General features: G+C 73.8%; 11 protein-coding genes. 3 read left to right on the top strand and 8 right to left on the bottom strand.

Annotated features, from left to right (window positions below; translation table 11 throughout):
• Positions 1-10: 10 nt before the first annotated feature.
• The 3 genes from LG395_RS11845 to LG395_RS11835 all read right to left on the bottom strand — a co-directional run bounded on the left by LG395_RS11845 (position 11) and on the right by LG395_RS11835 (position 7,817).
• A complete protein-coding gene (locus tag LG395_RS11845) occupies positions 11-3,625 on the bottom strand; it encodes an ATP-dependent helicase (protein ID WP_225809331.1) in 3,615 nt (1,204 codons plus the stop codon).
• Positions 3,626-3,735: 110 nt separating this feature from the next.
• Complete coding sequence (locus LG395_RS11840) at positions 3,736-7,152, bottom strand: ATP-dependent helicase (protein WP_225809330.1); 3,417 nt, start codon at positions 7,150-7,152, stop codon at positions 3,736-3,738.
• Between the two features lie 257 nt (positions 7,153-7,409).
• Positions 7,410-7,817, bottom strand: coding sequence for an MGMT family protein (locus LG395_RS11835; protein WP_225809329.1), 408 nt, complete (start codon positions 7,815-7,817; stop codon positions 7,410-7,412).
• A 411-nt stretch (positions 7,818-8,228) separates the two neighbouring features.
• Between LG395_RS11835 and LG395_RS11830 the strand changes: the two genes are divergently transcribed.
• The 3 genes from LG395_RS11830 to LG395_RS11820 all read left to right on the top strand — a co-directional run bounded on the left by LG395_RS11830 (position 8,229) and on the right by LG395_RS11820 (position 14,216).
• Entirely contained in the window at positions 8,229-10,871 is a 2,643-nt protein-coding gene (locus tag LG395_RS11830) for a lysylphosphatidylglycerol synthase domain-containing protein (RefSeq protein ID WP_225809454.1), read from the top strand.
• 96 nt (positions 10,872-10,967) lie between these two features.
• Positions 10,968-12,512, top strand: a complete 1,545-nt coding sequence (locus LG395_RS11825) for an alpha/beta hydrolase (RefSeq protein ID WP_225809328.1) — start codon at positions 10,968-10,970, stop codon at positions 12,510-12,512.
• 144 nt (positions 12,513-12,656) lie between these two features.
• Complete coding sequence (locus LG395_RS11820) at positions 12,657-14,216, top strand: alpha/beta hydrolase (protein ID WP_225809327.1); 1,560 nt, start codon at positions 12,657-12,659, stop codon at positions 14,214-14,216.
• Between the two features lie 95 nt (positions 14,217-14,311).
• On the opposite strand, the gene moeZ is transcribed toward LG395_RS11820, so the two are convergent.
• The 5 genes from moeZ to LG395_RS11800 all read right to left on the bottom strand — a co-directional run bounded on the left by moeZ (position 14,312) and on the right by LG395_RS11800 (position 18,515).
• Positions 14,312-15,490 carry an adenylyltransferase/sulfurtransferase MoeZ gene (moeZ, locus tag LG395_RS11815; RefSeq protein ID WP_171153032.1) on the bottom strand — a complete coding sequence of 393 codons (1,179 nt, stop codon included), beginning with the start codon at positions 15,488-15,490 and terminating at the stop codon, positions 14,312-14,314.
• A gap of 63 nt (positions 15,491-15,553) precedes the next feature.
• On the bottom strand, positions 15,554-16,303 hold the full coding sequence (locus LG395_RS11810) for a spherulation-specific family 4 protein (protein WP_225809326.1): 750 nt from the start codon (positions 16,301-16,303) through the stop codon (positions 15,554-15,556).
• The gene (locus tag LG395_RS11805; protein ID WP_171153036.1) at positions 16,291-17,250 is read right to left on the bottom strand and encodes an NAD-dependent epimerase/dehydratase family protein; all 960 of its coding nucleotides are present in this window, start codon (positions 17,248-17,250) and stop codon (positions 16,291-16,293) included. The genes LG395_RS11810 and LG395_RS11805 overlap by 13 nt, the downstream gene beginning before the upstream one ends.
• Complete coding sequence (locus LG395_RS41140) at positions 17,247-17,369, bottom strand: hypothetical protein (protein WP_263982449.1); 123 nt, start codon at positions 17,367-17,369, stop codon at positions 17,247-17,249. Before LG395_RS41140 ends, LG395_RS11805 begins: the two co-directional genes overlap by 4 nt.
• Positions 17,370-17,435: 66 nt before the next feature.
• The gene (locus tag LG395_RS11800) at positions 17,436-18,515 is read right to left on the bottom strand and encodes a hypothetical protein (protein ID WP_443743010.1); all 1,080 of its coding nucleotides are present in this window, start codon (positions 18,513-18,515) and stop codon (positions 17,436-17,438) included.
• Positions 18,516-18,853 lie beyond the last annotated feature (338 nt).

The following is an 18,853-nucleotide window of genomic DNA, read 5'->3' as shown; positions in this document are numbered from 1 at the left end:
TTCGTCACACTCAGCTCGCCTGCGGTGTGCGCTCCGTCTCACCTGTGAGCAGCCGCTCCAGGGCGGCCCGGTCCGGCAGGCCCTCGGGGCGGACGACCTCGCCGCTGCGCACGTACAGGAACGTGGCGGTGACCGACTCGGGCGGTATGCCCTGCTGCTCGGCCCAGGCCAGCCGGTACACGGCGAGCTGGAGCGGGTCGGCGGTGCCGGTGCGGCCGGTCTTCCAGTCGACGATCTCGTACGTCGTCTCGTCGCCGTCGCCGTGCCGGTAGACGGCGTCGATGCGGCCGCGGACGACGCGTCCGGCGAGGGTGAGCTGGAAGGGGGCCTCGACGCGGTACGGGGTGCGCCGGGCGTACTCGGTGCGTTCGAAGGCGGCCTTGAGGGCTTCCAGGTCGCGTTCGTCGGCGATCTCCGCGTCGGTGCCGGGCAGCTCGTCGGGTTCCAGCAGGGGCAGGGTCAGCTCCTCGAAGCGGGTTTCCACCCAGGCGTGGAACCGGGTGCCCCGGCGTGCGGCCGGTTGCGGGGGGCGGGGCATGGGGCGCGCGAGCTCCTGTGCGAGCCCGTCCGGGTCCTCGGCGAGCCGCAGCAGCTGGGTCGCGGTGAGGGTGGTGGGCAGGGGGACCTCGGTGACGGTCTGCCGGGCGCGCAGCAGTTCGCCGGTGAGCGCGTCCAGGTCGCGGTCCCAGGAGGCGATGGTGCGGGCCTCCTCCGGGGTGAGGGCGGTGGCGAGCCGTGGTGCGGCGGCACGGGGGCGGTCCTGCGGGGCGGGCGCCTGGTGCGGGACCGTGGGCCGTTCGGCCTCCCAGGTGTCCTGGCCGAAGGGCTCACCGTCGACGGCGCCCGCTGGCGGGTCACCGGCGAAGGGGTCGTCGCCGAAGGGGTCGCCGTCGGGGTCGTCGAAGGGGGCGTCGCCGAACGGATCGTCGGGCTGACCTTGCCGAGGGAGGTCCGCGTACCGCTCCTCGTCATACGGACCATCGCCGTACGGGTCGTCGCCGTCCGGGTCGTCACCGTACGGGTCGTCGCCGTACGGCTCGTCCTCCGGTGGGGCGGGCCAGTCCGGGTCCTCGGCGCCGGCGGGGTCGTGCGGGGCAGCCGGCCGTCGCCCGTCGGCGGGCCCGGCGGCGAGGGCGTCCAGGTGGGTGAGGACGGTTTCGGCGGCGGCGCGGCGGCGGGCCAGGGCGGCGGCGTCCAGCGGGAGCGGCCACACCTGGTCGGCGGTGGCGGCGTGCAGGGCCGGGTTCTCCTCGTCCTCGGCCGGCGACTCCGCCCAGACCTCGATCTCGCCGTACCCGGCGGCGCAGTGGTCGTACAGGGCCGTGAGGAAGTCCGACGGGCCGCGCGGCTTCTTCTGGCTGGGCCCCCACCAGTGGCCGGAGCCGAGCAGGAGGGAGCGGGGACGGGTGAAGGTGACGTAGCCGAGGCGGAGCTCCTCGGTGTGCTGGTGCTCCTTCATGGCCTCGTGGAAGGCCTTCATGCCACGCGAGTCCCAGGACTGCACGTCGGGCAGGGTGTCGGTGTCGCCGCGCAGGGCGTGGGGCAGCACCTTGGCCTGGGCGGTCCACTTCTCGCGGCCCTGGGAGCTGGGGAAGGTGCCGGTCACGAGTCCGGGGACGGCCACGACGTCCCACTCCAGGCCCTTGGACTTGTGCGCGGTGAGCACCTTGACGGTGTTCTCGCCGCCGGGCAGGGAGTTGTCGAGGCCCTTCTCGTACTGGGCGGCGGTGCGCAGGAAGCCGAGGAAGGCCAGCAGGGTGGCCTCGCTGTCGCCGGCGGCGAAGGAGGCGGCGATGTCCAGGAAGTTGGACAGGGTCTCGCGGCGGCGGGCGGCGAGCGCGTGCGGCGACGCCGACAGCTCCACTTCCAGGCCGGTGACGGCGAGGACGCGGTGCAGGACGTCCATCAGCGGGTCGGACAGCGATCGGCGCAGGTCGCGCAGTTCGGCGGCGAGCCGGGCGAAGCGCACGCGCGCGTCCGGGGAGAACGGCAGCCCGTCGTCGTCGCCCCCCTCCACGGGTGCTTCCAGGAAGGTGTCCAGGGCGTCGGCGAGCGAGATCACCTCGGACGGGTCGACGCCCTCCACGGCCTCGGCGAGCCGGCGGTCCGGGTCGTCGGTGCCGTCCACGCGCGCGTGGGCGACCAGCAGCCGGGCGCGGCGGCCCAGCAGGGCGAGGTCGCGGGGGCCGATGCGCCAGCGCGGTCCGGTCAGCAGGCGTACCAGGGCGGCGTTGGCGCCGGGGTCCTGGAGGACTTCGCAGACGGCGACGAGGTCGGCGATCTCGGGCAGGTGGAGCAGGCCGGAGAGGCCGACGACCTCGACGGGGACGTCGCGGGCGACGAGGGCGCCCTGGATCTCGGCGAAGTCGGTCGCGGTCCGGCACAGTACGGCGATCTCACCGGGTGGCGTGCCGGTGCGCACGAGGTGGGCGAGGGAGTCGGCGATCCAGTCGATCTCCTCGGCGTGGGTGGGCAGCAGGGCGCAGCGGACCGTGCCGTCGTACTCGGCGCCGGGGGCCGGGCGGAGGGCCTCCACGCCCGCGTGCATCGCGCGCAGGGGTGTGGCGAGGCCGTTGGCGAGGTCGAGCAGGCGCCCGCCGCTGCGGCGGTTCTCGCTGAGCGCCTGCCGCTTCGCGGGGCTGCCGTCGGCGTGCGCGAAGTGGTCGGGGAAGTCGTCCAGGTTGGCGACGGAGGCGCCGCGCCAGCCGTAGATGGCCTGGCAGGGGTCGCCGACGGCGGTCACGGGGTGGCCGGTGCCGCCGCCGAACAGGCCGGCGAGCAGGACGCGCTGGGCCACGGAGGTGTCCTGGTACTCGTCGAGGAGCACCACGCGGAACTCCTCGCGCAGCAGGCGGCCCACCTCGGGGATGCCGGCGAGGCGCGCGGACAGGGCGATCTGGTCGCCGAAGTCGAGCAGGTCCCGCGCGCGCTTGGCGGCCCGGTAGCGCTTGACGAGTTCGGCGAGTTCCCGGCGGGCCGCGGCGGTCTCGGGGACCTTGCGCAGGTCGGCGTTGGTGAGCCTGGTCCCTTCGAGGGTGCGCAGCAGACCGGTGTCCCAGGCGCGCAGTTCCTCGGGGTCGACGAGGTGTTCGGCGAGTTCGGAGTCGAGCGCGAGCAGGTCGCTGACGAGGTCGGCGAAGGAGCGGGTCAGCGCCGGGTACGGGCCCGGGGCCTCGCGCAGCACGCGCGCGGCGAGCTGGAAGCGGGTGGCGTCGGCCAGGAGGCGCGAGCTGGGCTCCAGGCCGAGCCGCAGGCCGTGGTCGGTGAGCAGGCGGCCGGCGAAGGAGTGGTACGTCGAGATGACCGGCTCGCCCGGAGGGTTGTCGGGGTCGATGACGTCGGGGTCGGTGACGCCGGCCTTGATCAGGGCCTTGCGGACGCGTTCGGCCAGCTCACCGGCGGCCTTGTTGGTGAAGGTCAGGCCGAGGACCTGTTCGGGGGCGACCTGTCCGGTGCCGACGAGCCAGACCACGCGGGCCGCCATCACGGTGGTCTTGCCCGATCCGGCACCGGCCACGATCACCTGCGGGGCGGGCGGCGCGGTGATGCAGGCCGTCTGCTCCGGGGTGAACGGGATACCGAGGAGCTCTTTGAGCTGCTCGGGGTCGGTGATACGGGCGGGCATGTCGACAGAGGCTAGCGGCGGGGACTGACAGTCGAGACCGGATCGGTCGGCGGGACGGAAGAAGCGCAGGTCAGCGTCTGTGGTGCCGTACGTCACGCGGATCGTTCGGATCACTCGACCACGTGCTGTCCCTCCGGGCGGGCGCTGCACGACGCCCGGAACGCGCAGTGCGCGCAGTGCTGGCCGGCGCTCGGTGTGAACCGCTCGTCGAGGACCTTTCCGGCGGCGGTGGCCAGCAGCTCGCCGACCCACTCCCCCGTCGGCGGCTCCTGGGTCTGCACCTTGGGCAGTCCGTCGCCCCCGTCGCGCTTGGCGGCTCCCTGTCTGAGGTGGACCAGCTCCGCGCCGCCCGGTTCGGGGCGTGCGCCGTCGAAGGCCGTGTCGACGGCGCCTTCGCGGACGGCGAGCTGGTAGACGGCGAGCTGGGGGTGCCGTTCCACCTCGCTCGCCGTGGGCGCCTGTTTGCCGGTCTTGAAGTCGACCACGTAGGCGCGGCCCTCGGCGTCCGTCTCGACGCGGTCCATCTGGCCGCGGATGCGGACCTGGTAGTCGCCCGCTTCGAGGGTGACGTCGAAGTCGTGCTCGCTCACCACCGGCGTCCGGCCCGCCCGGTCCAGTACGTGCCAGTTCAGGAAGCGTTCGAGCGCCACGCGCGCGTTGTCCTTCTCCTGCCGCGACTTCCACGGCGCGTCGAAGGCCAGCGCGTTCCACACGGAGTCCAGGCGTTCCATGAGGACGTCGAGGTCGGCGGGCGTGCGGCCGGAGGCGACCTCGTCGGCGAGGACGTGGACGACGTTGCCGAAGCCCTGGGCGGTGGTGGCGGGGGCGTCCGCCTTCACCTCACGGCCCAGGAACCACTGCAGCGCGCAGGTGTTGGCGAGCTGGTCGAGGGCGCTGCCGGAGAGCACCACGGGCTGGTCCCGGTGGCGCAGCGGCACCTTGCTCTCGGTCGGGTCGAACATGCCCCACCAGCGGTAGGGGTGTGCGGACGGCACCAGCGGGCGGCCGTCCTCGTCGGCGAGGGCGGCGAGCCGGGCGAGTCTGCGGGCCGCTGCCTCCCGAAGCGGGGCCGACGCGCGCGGGTCGACCGTGGTCGCGCGCAGCTCGGCGACGAGGGCGGCGACGGACAGCGGCCGGCGGGGTCGCCCGGTGACGTCCCTCGGCTCGACGCCCAGCTCGGTGAGGAACCGGGACGGCTGGTCGCCGTCGTCGGCCGGTGCCTTCACCGCGGTGACGACGAGGCGGTCACGCGCGCGCGTGGCGGCGACGTAGAACAGACGGCGCTCCTCGGCGAGCAGCGCGCCCGGGGTGAGCGGCTCGGCGAGCCCGTCCCGGCCGATGCGGTCGGCCTCCAGCAGCGAGCCGCGGCGCCGCAGGTCGGGCCAGAGCCCTTCCTGGACGCCGGCGACGACGACGAGCCGCCATTCCAGGCCCTTGGCGCGGTGCGCGGTCATCACACGGACGGCGTCCGGGCGTACCGCGCGGCGGGCGAGCGTGTCGGCGGCTATGTCCTCGGCCTCGATCTGCTCCAGGAAGTTCAGGGCGCCGCGGCCGCCGAAGCGCTCCTCCGCGCGCGCGGCGGTGGCGAACAGCGCGCACACGGCGTCCAGGTCCCGGTCGGCGTTGCGGCCGGCGGCGCCGCCGCGCCGGGCGGCCCGTTCCAGGCGTCCGGGCCACGGTGTGCCCTGCCACAGGTCCCACAGCGCCTCCTCGGCCGTGCCGCCGCCGGCGAGGCGCTCACGGGCCTTGCGGAGCAGCGTGCCGAGACGCTGTGCCCCGCGCGCGTACGCCGGGTCGTGCACGGCCAGGCGCTCGGGTTCGGCGAGCGCCCGCGCGAGCAGTTCGTCGGACGGCGGCGGCAGCGGGTTCCCGCCGGCCCGCTCCTCCTCGCGCAGGGCACGCCCGAGGCGGCGCAGGTCGGCGGCGTCCATGCCGGCGAGCGGGGAGGTGAGCAGGGTGAGAGCGGTCTCGGTGTCCAGCCAGGAGGAGTCCGGGACCGGTTCCGCGGTGGCTACGGCGCGTTCCGCGGCGGCTCCGGCGAGTTCCTCGGCGGCGTCGTTACGTTCACCGGCGGCCTCTCCACCGGCCGGTGCCTCGTCCTCCGCACCCGCCGCCGGGTCCTCTCCGCGGTGTCGTGCCTCCGCCGTGGCCACCGCGCGCAGGGCCGTGAGCAGCGGTGCGACCGCGGGCTCGTGCCGCAGGGGCAGCTCGTCCCCGTCGATGTCCAGGGGGACACCGGCCGCGGTGAGGGCCCGGCGCAGGGTCGGGAGGCGGGAGCCCGCGCGTACCAGGACGGCCATGTCGCTCCAGGGGACGCCGTCCTCCAAGTGCGCTCGGCGCAGGATGTCCGCGATGTTGTCCACTTCCGCGCCGGGCGTCGGGTACGTGTGGACCTCGACCCGGCCGCCGTCCCGTACGGGGGCCGGCTCCCGGTGGGCGCGGACCTTCTCGGCGGGCAGCCGGGTCAGCGGCATGCGCTGGGTGATCAGGCGGGTCGCGGCCAGCAGACCGGCACCGGAGCGGCGGGAGGTGCGCAGCACCGCCACGGGGGCGGGACGGCCGTCCGCGCGCGGGAAGGCGGCCGGGAAGTCGAGGATGCCGTTCACGTCGGCTCCCCGGAAGGCGTAGATCGACTGGTCGGGGTCGCCGAAGGCGACCAGGGTGCGCCCGCCGCCCGCCAGGGCGCGCAGCAGCCGGACCTGGGCGGGGTCGGTGTCCTGGTACTCGTCGACGTACACGGCGTCGTACTGGGCCGCCAGCCGTGCCGCGGTCTGCGGGCGGCGGGCGAGCAGGACGGCGCGGTGGACCAGTTCCGCGTAGTCCAGGACGCCCTGGAGGTCGAGGGTGTCGAGGTACTCGGCGAGGAACGCGGCGGCCGCCCGCCAGTCGGGGCGGCCGATGCGGCGGGCGAAGGCGTCCAGGGCGTCCGGGCCGAGACCGAGCTCCCGGCTGCGGGCGAGGACGGCACGGACCTCGTCGGCGAAGCCACGCGTGGTCAGGCAGGCGCGCAGTTCGTCCGGCCAGCGCACATGGGTCAGGCCGAGGCGCTCCAGCTCGGGCTGGCCGGCGAGCAGCTCGCGGACGGCGACGTCCTGCTCGGGGCCGGAGAGCAGGCGCAGGGGTTCGGTGAACCGGCCGCTGTCCTGGTGGGCACGGACCAGCGCGTAGCAGTACGAATGGAATGTGGTCGCCCTGGGGGCGCGGGCGGCGCCCATGCGCAGGGCCATGCGGTCGCGCAGGCCGACGGCGGCCTTGCGGCTGAACGTGAGCACCAGGATCCGCTCGGGGTCGCCGCCCCGGGCGATCCGGTCGGCCACGGACTCGACCAGCGTGGTCGTCTTGCCGGTGCCGGGACCGGCGAGGACGAGGAGCGGTCCGCTGCGGTGGTCAACCACGGCACGCTGTGCCGCGTCCAGACGAGGGGGGTCCACGACGGCCGGAGGGGTACGGACCAGTCGGTAAGCGCCACGGTTCCCCTGCCGCACCGGTGGGTGCGGCAGGCGCCGGGTGGAGGAAGAGGAGCTCACGTGATGTGCCGGTCCTGGTGGTCGTGCTGGCGGGCAGGCGGTCACGCGCGCGAGGCGGTGGCCGCGGGATGAGGAGGACACGTGCTGCCGACGCTACGCCGCCGCTCCGGACGGAAGCAGGGCTTCCGCTTCTTCCCTCGCGGCACTCCGGTCACGCGCATCCCACATCTCACGAACGTACGGCATGCCACGGACGTCCCCCATGTCCCCCGAACGGGCCACGGCCCCTCCGAGGCGGCATCCGATGGCGGAAGCTGTCAGGTGTGATCCTCCGCACCCGCGCCGCCGTCCCATCGGGCACGGCGCATGTCGAGCCGCGGCAGATGGCCCTCGGCGCCGCTGCCCGCCTGCTTCAGCGGGGTGCCCTCCTCGCGGTAGTGGGCGAGCGCGCGCAGCTCGTGTCCGGGCAGCAGCACGCCGTCGGCGCGTACGACCCGCCACCACGGGACCGCGCCGCCGTACAGGGCCATCACCCGGCCGACCTGGCGCGGCCCGCCCTCCTCCAGCCACTCCGCGACGTCGCCGTAGGTCATGACCCGGCCCGGCGGAATCCGCTCGGCGACGTCCAGGACCCGCTCGGCGTACTCCGGGAGTGCGTCCGCGAGTCCCGGCAGCGCGTCCGCGCACTCCGCGCGGGCGTCCTCGGGAGGGCTCTGCTCGCTCATCCGCCCCATCCTGCCGCACCCCGCCGACGTTCCGGAGCGCGCCGTGCGCAATGGTCCTCTCGCACCCGCCCGGTCCTTGGGGCAGACTGTCCGCCCGCGCATCCGCACCCTGATGCCCGCGAGTGTCGGTGGGGCATGCCACCATCGTGCGGGCGGTGACTGGTGATACGAGACCACGAAGAGACCACGAAGGAGCAGGGCGTGCACCCCGAAGGAGCGGCGGGCACCCCTGACGCCTCCGCGCGCCCCGGTCCCGCCCGCGCGGACGGCGGCGGCACCGGCGCGCAGCAGGAAGACGGCGGCCGGCCCGGCCAGGAAGACGCCGGTCAGCGCGAGGACGACGCCACGCGCGCGGATGACGGCGGCGCAGCGGTTGCCGCCGAGGGGCCGCCCGTCGCCGAGACGGCGCGGATGCCCGGGCCCACGCCGCCGGACCATCCTCCGTGCGCCGACGACGACCCCCACGCCGAACAGGTCGAACGCGACGAACCGCTGCTCCCCGCGCGCGTGCACCGCCCCTCCGATCTGATGCGGCTCCTGGTCGGCCTGCTCGGCATCGTGGTGCTGCTCGCGATCGCCGCCTTCGCGCACGGCACCACCTCGGGCCTCGAACAGGACATCAACAAGGGCACCGGGCAGGCCCCGGACCTGCTGATCAAGATCGCGGGGCTGGCCTCCAGCATCGCGATCCTGCTGGTGCCGGTCGCGTTCGCGATCGAACGGCTGATCAAACGCGACGGGCTGCGCATCGCCGACGGCGTCCTCGCGGCCGTCCTGGCGCACGGGGTGACGCTCGCCACCGACCTGTGGGTCGCCCGGGCCGCCCCGGACTCGATCCAGGAGGCGCTCACCCAGCCCTCGCCGGGTGACATCCACGCCCTGACGGACCCGGTGCACGGCTATCTGGCGCCCGTGATCGCCTACATGACGGCCGTCGGCATGTCCCGCAGACCCAGATGGCGCGCGGTGCTGTGGATCGTGCTGCTGCTCGACGCGTTCTCGATGCTGGTCACCGGCTACACGACCCCCTTCTCGATCATCCTGACCGTGCTGATCGGCTGGACCATCGCCTACGGCACCCTGTACGCGGTCGGCTCCCCCAACGTCCGCCCGACCGGCCAGACCCTGATGGCGGGCCTGCGGCACGTCGGCTTCCACCCCGTCGGAGCGGCCCGCGAGGAAGTGGTGGAGACGGAGAACGGCGACCGGGGCCGGCGCTACTTCGTCTCCCTGGAGGACGGCCCGCCGCTGGACGTCACGGTCGTCGACCGGGAGCAGCAGGCCCAGGGCTTCTTCTACCGCGCCTGGCGCAATCTCACCCTGCGCGGCTTCGCCACCCGCTCCAGCCTCCAGTCACTGCGCCAGGCACTGGAGCAGGAGGCGCTGCTGGCGTACGCGGCGATCGCGGCGGGTGCCAACGCGCCCAAGCTGATCGCCACCTCCGAACTGGGCCCGGACGCGGTCATGCTCGTCTACGAGCACACCGGCGGGCGCACCCTGGACTCGCTGGCCGACGAGGAGATCACCGACGAGCTGCTGCGGAACACCTGGCATCAGGTGCGGGCGCTGCAGTCCCGGCGCATCGCGCACCGCAGGCTGGCCGGGGACGCGATCCTGGTGGATCGTTCCGGCAGGGTGATCCTCACCGAACTGCGCGGCGGCGAGATCGCGGCCGGCGATCTGCTGCTGCGGATGGACGTCGCCCAGCTGGTCACCACGCTCGGCCTGCGGGTGGGTGCCGAGCGGGCGGTGGCCTCGGCGGTGAAGGTGCTCGGCCCGGACGCGGTGGCCGACTGTCTGCCGATGCTCCAGCCGATCGCGCTGACGCGCTCCACGCGCGCGACGCTGCGCCGACTGGCCCGGGAGCGGGCCCAGCGCGAACGGGAAGCCGTGCTCGAAGCCTCCCGGCAGGCCAAGCTGGCCCGTCTGGAGGAGGCGTCCGAGACGGCCCCGCCCGAGCCCGGGAAGCCCGACAAGAAGGCGGTGCGCGCCGAGCAGCGCGCCGAGAAGCGGGCCATCGACGAAGCCCTCGAAGAGGCCCGCGAGGAGGATCTCCTCACCCAGATCCGGCACCAGGTCCTGCGGATCAGGCCCCAGGCGCCCGTGGAACCGGCCCGCCTGGAGCGGGTCCGGCCGCGCACCCTCATCAGCTTCATCGCGGGTGCGATCGGCGCCTACTACCTGCTGACGCAGCTCACCCACATCGAGTTCGGCACGCTGTTCGCGCGGGCCCAGTGGGGCTGGGTGGCCGCCGGGGTGCTGTTCTCCGCGCTCAGCTACGTCGCCGCCGCGATGGCCCTGCTGGGCTTCGTACCGGAACGGGTGCCGTTCCCGCGGACCGTGGCCGCGCAGGTCGCCGGGTCGTTCGTGAAGATCGTGGCGCCGGCCGCGGTCGGCGGTGTGGCCCTCAACACGCGCTTCCTGCAGCGCGCCGGCGTACGCCCGGGACTCGCGGTGGCCAGCGTCGGCGCCTCGCAGTTGTTCGGGCTCGGCTGTCACATCCTGATGCTGCTGTCCTTCGGCTATCTGACCGGCACCGAGAAGACGCCGTCCCTGTCGCCGTCCCGCACGGTCATCGCGGGTCTGCTGACCGTGGCCGTCCTGGTCCTCGTGGTCACCTCGGTGCCGTTCCTGCGGAAATTCGTCGTCACGCGCGTGAGGTCGCTGTTCGCCGGTGTCGTACCGCGGATGCTCGACGTGCTCCAGCGACCCCAGAAGCTCGTCACGGGCATCGGCGGGATGCTGCTGCTGACCGCCTGCTTCGTGATGTGCCTGGATGCCTCCATCCGGGCCTTCGGCGACGGATCGACGTCGCTGAGCATCGCCAGCGTCGCCGTCGTCTTCCTCGCCGGCAACGCGCTCGGCTCCGCGGCGCCCACCCCCGGTGGCGTGGGCGCGGTCGAGGCGACCCTCACCGTCGGCCTGATCGCCGTGGGCCTGCCCAAGGAGGTCGCGGCTCCGGCCGTCCTGCTCTTCCGGCTGCTGACCCTGTGGCTGCCGGTGCTGCCGGGCTGGCTCGCCTTCAATCACCTCACCCGCAAGGGAGCCCTGTAAAGGGGGCTTGCCCGGTGCGGTTCCGGCCCCGCCGGCGGGTACCTCTTACGGCTCGCGTCCCGCGCGCCCCGGCGGGCGCGCCCCCACGATGGGGGTATGGCGAACCCGTTCCGGCTGCGCGCCGCCGCGCTGACCACGACCGCTGTGCTGCTCTCCGCCGTACTGGCCGGATGCGGAGGCAGCGGCAAGGGCGGGGACCTCACGGCGCAGAAGCTGGACTGGAAGTCCTGCCCGGCCCCTTCCGAGGCGGAGGGCGGCGGCAGCCCTCCCTCGCCGCTGCCGAACGGCGGGGAGTGGCAGTGCGCGACCATGAGGGCGCCGCTGGACTGGAGCAGGCCGAAGGGCGACACGATCGGCATCGCCCTGATCCGCGCCCGGGCCAGCGGGCCCGCGAGCGCGCGCATCGGCTCGCTCGTGTTCAACTTCGGCGGCCCGGGCGGCAGCGGCGTGACCACGCTGCCCGCGTTCGGCGCGGACTACGCGGCCCTGCGCACCCGCTACGACCTGGTCAGCTTCGACCCGCGCGGGGTCGGCCGCAGCGCACCGGTGGAGTGCGAGAGCGACGCGCAGCTGGACGAGTACTTCCAGCAGGACGCGACCCCGGATGACCACGCCGAGCAGGTCCAGCTCGTGAACCGCACCAAGCAGTTCAACGCGGCCTGTGAGAAGAACTCGCGAGAGATCCTGCCGCATGTGCGCACCACGGACGCGGCCCGCGACATGGACCTGATGCGTCAGGTGCTGGGCGACGACAAGCTGCACTACTTCGGCATCTCCTACGGCACCGAGCTCGGCGGTGTCTACGCCCACCTGTTCCCCAAGCACGTCGGCCGGGCCGTCCTGGACGCGGTCGTGGACCCCACGCAGACCCCGGAGGAGGGCGCGCTCGGGCAGGCCAGGGGCTTCCAGCTGGCGCTCGACAACTTCGCCAGGGACTGCACCTCGAAGACCGAGGAGTGCCCGATCGGCAGCACCGAGCAGGAGGTGAAGGACCGCATCGCGAAGCTCCTCGCCGACCTGGAGAAGAAGCCGATCCCCGGCATCTTCCCGCGTCAGCTGACGCAGACGGCCGCCACCAACGGCATCGCCCAGTCCCTGTACTCGAAGGACTTCTGGCTGTACCTCACCGAGGGTCTGGAGCAGGCCTACGACGGCGACGGCAAGATCCTCATGCTGCTCTCCGACTCGATGAACGGCCGCAACGAGAACGGCGAGTACAGCAACCTCACCGCGGCGAACACCGCCATCAACTGCTCCGACGAGAAACCCCGGTACACCGCGGACGACGTCCGGCGGAAACTGCCGGAGTTCCGCGCCGCCTCCCCGCTGTTCGGCGACTTCCTGGCCTGGGGCATGGTCAGCTGCACGGACTGGGCGGTGCCGGGCGCGGCCTACCACCCCGACGTCAGCGCCCCGGGGTCGGCGCCCATCCTCGTCATCGGCAACACCGGCGACCCGGCCACCCCGTACGAGGGCGCGCGGAAGATGGTGGACGCACTCGGCAAGGGCGTCGGCGTCGAGCTGACGTACAAGGGCCAGGGGCACGGCGCGTACGACAGCAAGAACAAGTGCGTGCAGAGCGCGGTGAACGGCTACCTGCTGGACGGAAGGAAGCCGAAGGCCAACACGGTCTGCTCCTGACGGACCCCCGGCAACCACTGCTACGCAGGCAAATCCGCAGGTCAGAGGGTTATCCACAGGCCGCCGCAGGCCGGGCCCGGAGCGCCTACGATGGCGTGAACGCCCGGCGCGGCACGATGCGGCGGGCCTGTCAGGGGGGTGCGCATGATGCGATTCCTGCGGTGGACGGCCGCGCTGGCGGCAGGGCTGCTGCTGGCCGGGTGCGGGGGTTCGTCCGGCGGGGGCGGGAACAGGGACGAGGGCAAGGCGGCGGGCTCGGCTGCCCCGTCGCCGTCGCGCTCCGCCACCGCGCCGACGCCGGCGGTCCTCCCGGCCTCCCTCACCTCCCAGCGGCTCGACTGGCACCGCTGCGAGGCCACCGGCACCTCGTCCCCGCCGGGCGACGCCTGGCGGTGCGCGACGCTCAAGGTGCCGCTGGACTGGTCCCGGCCGGACGGCAGGACGATCGGGCTCGCCCTCGTCCGCGCACGGGCGACCGGCGGCGACCGCATCGGCTCGCTGCTGTTCAACTTCGGCGGCCCGGGCGGCTCCGGCGTGTCGACGATGCCGTACTTCGAGCCCTCCGTCTCCTCCCTCCGCGAGCGCTACGACCTGGTGAGCTGGGACCCCCGAGGGGTCGGCGCGAGCGAGGGCGTCCGCTGCCGCGGCGACCGGGAGATCCAGGCCGCCGAGTCCGTGGACGCCACACCGGACACCCCGGCCGAGGAGAAGGCGTACCTCCAGGACGCCACCGACTTCGGCAAGGGCTGCCGGAAGGCCGCCGGCCCACTGCTGGCCCACGTGTCCACCACCGACACCGCCCGCGACATGGACCTGATGCGCCAGGTCCTCGGCGACGACCGACTGCACTACTTCGGCATCTCCTACGGCACCGAACTCGGCGGTGTCTACGCCCACCTGTTCCCGCAGCGGGTGGGCAGGCTGGTCCTCGACGCGGTGGTCGACCCGGCCGCGGACACGGTGGGCCACGCCGAGAACCAGGCGCGCGGCTTCCAACGGGCCCTGGACGACTACCTCAGGTCCACCGGCCAGGACCCCGCACAGGGCTCCCGTAAGGTGGCCGGCCTGCTGGCGCGGATCGACGCCGAACCGCTGCCGACGTCCTCCGGCCGGAAGCTCACCCAGTCGCTCGCGACCACCGGGATCATCCTGCCGCTGTACAGCGAGTCGACGTGGCCGAGGCTGACCGACGCCCTGAAGTCGGCGGAGCGGGGGGACGGTTCGGGGCTGCTGGCGCTCGCCGACGAGTACAACGACCGGGACGCCTCGGGGCGCTACGGCACGACGACGCACTCCCAGCGGGTCATATCGTGCCTGGACGACAGGCAGCGGCCCACGCTCGCCCAGACGAAGCGGCGGCTCGCGGAGTTCAGGCGGATATCGCCGGTCTTCGGGGACTTCCTCGGCTGGGACACGGCGGGCTGGTGCCACGACTGGCCGGTGCCGGGCCAGTACGACACTCCGGAGGTCAGCGCACCGGGCGCGGCGCCGATCCTGCTGGTCGGCAACACCGGCGACCCGGCCACCCCGTACGAGGGCGCCCGCAGGATGGCCGACGAACTGGGCCGGGGCGTGGGCGTCGAACTCACCTGGAAGGGCGAGGGACATGGGGCGTACGGCAACGGGAGCGACTGCGTCGACTCCACGGTGGACGCCTACCTGCTGAACGGGACGGTGCCGAAGGACGGCAAGGTCTGTTCCTGACGGGAACGGGGGCGCAAGGTCTGCTCCTGACACGAACGGGGGCTCCGGGCGCCGTACGCACCCGAAGCCCCCACCATGCTCACCGGATCACCGGATCAGTAGACCGGCTTCTCCGGCTCGATCTGGTTGACCCAGCCGATGACGCCGCCGCCGACGTGGACCGCGTCGGAGAAGCCCGCGGACTTCAGGACCGCGAGGACTTCCGCACTGCGGACACCCGTCTTGCAGTGCAGGACGATCTTCTTGTCCTGCGGGAGGCCCTCCAGAGCGGTGCCCATGAGGAACTCGTTCTTCGGGATCAGCTTGGCGCCCGGGATGGAGACGATCTCGTACTCGTTCGGCTCACGGACGTCGATGATCTCGATGTTCTCACCGTCGTCGATCCACTCCTTGAGCTGCTTCGGAGTGATCGTGGAGTCGGCCGCCGCCGCCTGGGCCTCCTCGGAGACGACGCCGCAGAAGGCCTCGTAGTCGATGAGCTCGGTGACCGTCGGGTTCTCGCCGCAGACCGCGCAGTCGGGGTCCTTGCGGACCTTGACCTGGCGGTACTGCATCTCCAGGGCGTCGTAGATCATCAGCCGGCCGACCAGCGGCTCACCGGTGCCGGTGAGGACCTTGATCGCCTCGGTGACCTGGATCGAGCCGATGGACGCGCACAGCACGCCCAGGACGCCGCCCTCGGCGCAGGAGGGGACCATGCCGGGGGGCGGGGGCTCCGGGTAGAGGCAGCGGTAGCAGGGACCGTGCTCGGACCAGAACACGGAGGCCTGACCGTCGAAGCGGTAGATCGAGCCCCACACGTACGGCTTGTTGAGCAGCACGCACGCGTCGTTGACCAGGTAGCGGGTCGCGAAGTTGTCGGTGCCGTCGACGATCAGGTCGTACTGGCTGAAGATGTCCATCACGTTGTCGGCCTCGAGCCGCTCCTCGTGAAGGATCACGTTCACGTACGGGTTGATGCCCTTGACGCTGTCGCGCGCCGACTCGGCCTTGGAGCGGCCGATGTCGGACTGGCTGTGGATGATCTGACGCTGCAGGTTCGACTCGTCGACCTCGTCGAACTCCACGATGCCGAGAGTGCCGACGCCCGCGGCGGCCAGGTACATCAGCGCCGGCGAGCCCAGGCCGCCGGCGCCCACACAGAGCACCTTGGCGTTCTTCAGCCGCTTCTGCCCGTCCATGCCCACGTCGGGGATGATCAGGTGGCGGGAGTACCTGCGAACCTCGTCTACGGTGAGCTCAGGAGCTGGCTCCACCAGGGGTGGCAACGACACGGGGACTCCGTTGGTCGGTCGATCACTACAGTTGTTCTCTCCATAACACTGCCACGGCCTTCTTCATTCCGAGACACCCGTTCCGAGTCGCGAGACGATGTCGTCCCAGTAGCCGGGCATGGTCTCCCAGGGGTCCACGCGACCGTCCCTGTCCGTACGGTCCGTGAAGTAGATCGTGGCCGCCCCCTGCCAGCGGGCGATCCTGAGCGCCTCGTCCAGGTGGCCGCGGGGCACACCGTGCACGAAGTGGCAGAAGCGGTCGGGCGGGTAGTCGGCGGTCCATTCGGCCGCCTGCGACCAGCGGTAGTCGGACCAGGGGCCGGAGAAGGTCACGAGCTGGTCGGCGTTCTCGGCGTAGCCGGGGTGCGGATGGCGGCCGTGGCCGAGGACGATGTGGGCGGTGCCACTGATCGCCCGGAGCGTCGTGATCGCGCGGCGCACCTCGGGGAGCGCGGTGCGCTCGGTGGGGCAGCGGTCCAGCAGGAAGCCGTCGACGCCGTACCAGTCGAGGTGGCGGTGGGCGTCGGAGAGCAGGTCGCCGAAGGAGCGGGCGCCGTAGGTGAGGTCCAGGTGGCCGAGGACACGGACGCCGGCGTCGCGGAGCCGGCCCGCGGCTTCCAGGCAGTGCGGGTCGGGGCGGGTGCCGGGGCCGGCGGCGACGTCGAGGACCACCCAGTCCAGCGGGGTGCCGGGGCGGGCGAGTTCCGCCCACTGGGCCGGGGCGACGAGCGGGTGGGCGTAGCCGGGGATGCCGAGGGCGGTGCGCAGGCCGGTGCCGGTGGTGCCCGCAGGGGTGCTGGTCAGATGCGGCACGCCGCCTCCATCCAGATGTCGGCCAGGGATTCCTCGAGGTTGATGCGGGGCCGCCAGCCGAGCCGGTCGCGTGCGGTGCGCACGTCGGCCTGCTGCCAGCTGCCGCAGCCGTCCGGGTACGGGTACGCCACCGGGACCGCGTGCTCGGAGTCGCCGCGGGGGTGCCCGATGGCCCCGCGCAGGGGACCGGGCGGCGCGTCGAGTTCGTGCAGGGCGCCGCCGTATCCGGCCACGCGCGCGAGGACGGCGGCGGCGTCTCTGAGCCGGACGGCGCGGCCGGAGCCGATGTTGATCACGCCCTGCGCGGCGGAGAGCGAGGCGGCGTGCACGGCCCGGGCCACGTCGCGGACGTCGATGAAGTCGCGCTGGACGCCGAGGCCGCCGAGCTTGAGTTCGCCGTCGCCGGACTGCATGGCGCGGCGCATGGCCTCCGCGAGCCGGCCGAGCGGGGAGCCGGCCGGGGTGCCGGGGCCGGCCGGTGAGAAGACCCGCAGGACGACGGCGTCGAGTCCGGAGCCGAGGACCAGTTCGGTCGCGGCGAGCTTGCTGACGCCGTACGGGCCGCCGGGGCGGGGGACGGCGTCCTCGGCCGTGGAGGAACCGGGCTGGCTGGGGCCGTACTCGGAACCGCAGCCGATCTGCACCAGGCGGGCGCCGCAGCCGCTGCGCCGCAGCGCCTCGCAGACGGTGGCCACGGCGACCGTGTTGTGCCGGGTGAGGTCGCGGGCGCCCCCGCGCGTGGCGCCGGCGCAGTTGACGACGACTCCGGGGTGGACCGCGTCGAGGAAGCGGGTGAGTGCGCCCGGACTGCCCGTGGCGAGGTCGAAGCGGACGTCGGCGTCGTCGCCGCGGCCGAGTGCGGTGAGCTGGACGGCCGGGTCGGCGAGCAGACGGTCGGCGACGAAGCGGCCGATGAATCCGTTGGCTCCGATCAGCAGGACCCTCATCGGGCGGCTCCCGGGGTGTGCGCGCCGGTGGTACCGGCCGTCTCGACGGCTCCTTCGGCTGCGCCGGGCGCTCCGGTGGTTCCGGGGGTGCCGGGCGCTCCGGGTCGGGAGGTGGTCATCTGGTGTTCTCCTTCAGGGGGTGATGCGATGGCCTCCGGCGGGGCGTCGGGCCGGTGGCGGAAGGTTCAGTCGGGGGCTCCCGTCGGCGCGTGGGCCGCGGCCTGGGTGAGGGTGCGGCCGGCGTGCCAGAGCAGGGCCAGGGCCGCGGTGCCGCAGGCGAGAGCCGGTACGGCGGCCTCGCCCCAGGCGCCGACGAGGGTCTCGACGGGAGTCGCCAGGAAGGCGCAGCCGGGCAGCCGGCCGACGAGTGGCAGCGCCAGGGCCGCCGCCTCCGTGGCCACGGCGGCGCCCAGCGCGAGGGCGGGTGCGCGCCGGTGGCGGTGCACGGTGAGCAGGCGGGCGAGCAGGAGCAGGGCGCCCAGGGAGAGTGCCTGCGGAGGGGACGCGGGCGCGTGCAGGAGGGTGCCGCACAGCGCGTTCAGCGCGGCGAGGGCGCCCAGGAACACGGCGAGCACGCCGAGCAGCAGGGGTCTCGCGGCGGCTGTGAACTCCGCCAGGCCCCGGCTGCGGGCGAGCCTGCGACGGGCGCCCGCGGCGAGGAGGTGCGCGGACCAGGCCGCCGGGGCGCAGGCCAGCAGGAGGGCCAGGACGGGCGCGGTGGCCGTGGGCCAGGCGCCGTCCGGGGCCACGGTGGGCGCGGTGTCGGGGCCGCCCGTCAGGACGGCGTGCAGGAGGCCGTCGCCGAGGAGGGCGTATCCGAGCAGCCAGATCGTCCACGCGCGCGTGCCGATCGTGGTGGCCCACGCGGGCGGGCCGGGTGGGGCGGCGAGCGGGCCGTGACGCAGTGCCGCGCGCGTGGCGAGGGCGACGGCGAGGAGGCCACCGAGTGCCACCGACTGGCGGGGGTGTCCCTGGGTGAGGCGCAGCCCGGTCACCGTGGCCGCGCCGAGCGCTCCGGGCAGGACGGCGAGCAGGACCCAGCCGGCGCGGACGCGCGGGGCCGGCAGGAAATCGGGTTCGGGGCGCGGCTCGGCGGTGCGCGGCACGCGCGCGTACAGCTCTTCGGCGAGCGAGAAGACGTCACGGTGCCGGAAGCGTGCGGCGGTCCGGTCGGTGAGGCCGTGCGCCTCCAGTCCGGCGGCGATCTCCAGCGGATCCACGGCCCGTTCACACAGTTCCCGGTGCCGGTGCAGCAGGGATTTCACCGGGTCGACGGGGCCACGGCGGGGCGCGGGTGCCCACCGCCGTCGGCCGCCCTCCCCCGGCCCGGCGTCCGCTGCGGCGCGGGAGCCGGGCGGAGATGATGACGCAGAGGGCTGCCCGGCCGGGGCGAGCGGCGATCCCGTGGCTCGCGTGGAGCGCTCGTCGGGTGCGTCCGCCAGCCACTCCCCCGACCGCGTGTCCCACGGATCGGCTCCGCTCGGCATGCCCGGCCGGTCCGCCCCGGCCGGCTCGCTCCGGCCCGGCGTGTCGCCGCCCCTGACGACGTCGGCACCGTCCGGCTCGCGCGCCGGGCCGGTGGCCGGCCCGTCCGCCGGAGGGG

This window comes from Streptomyces spinosus, assembly GCF_020400655.1.
In the GTDB taxonomy this organism is placed as follows: Bacteria; Actinomycetota; Actinomycetes; order Streptomycetales; family Streptomycetaceae; genus Streptomyces; species Streptomyces argyrophylli.
Note: the sequence above shows the minus strand (reverse complement) of the source record. Positions and strands in the feature narration are given on the sequence as shown.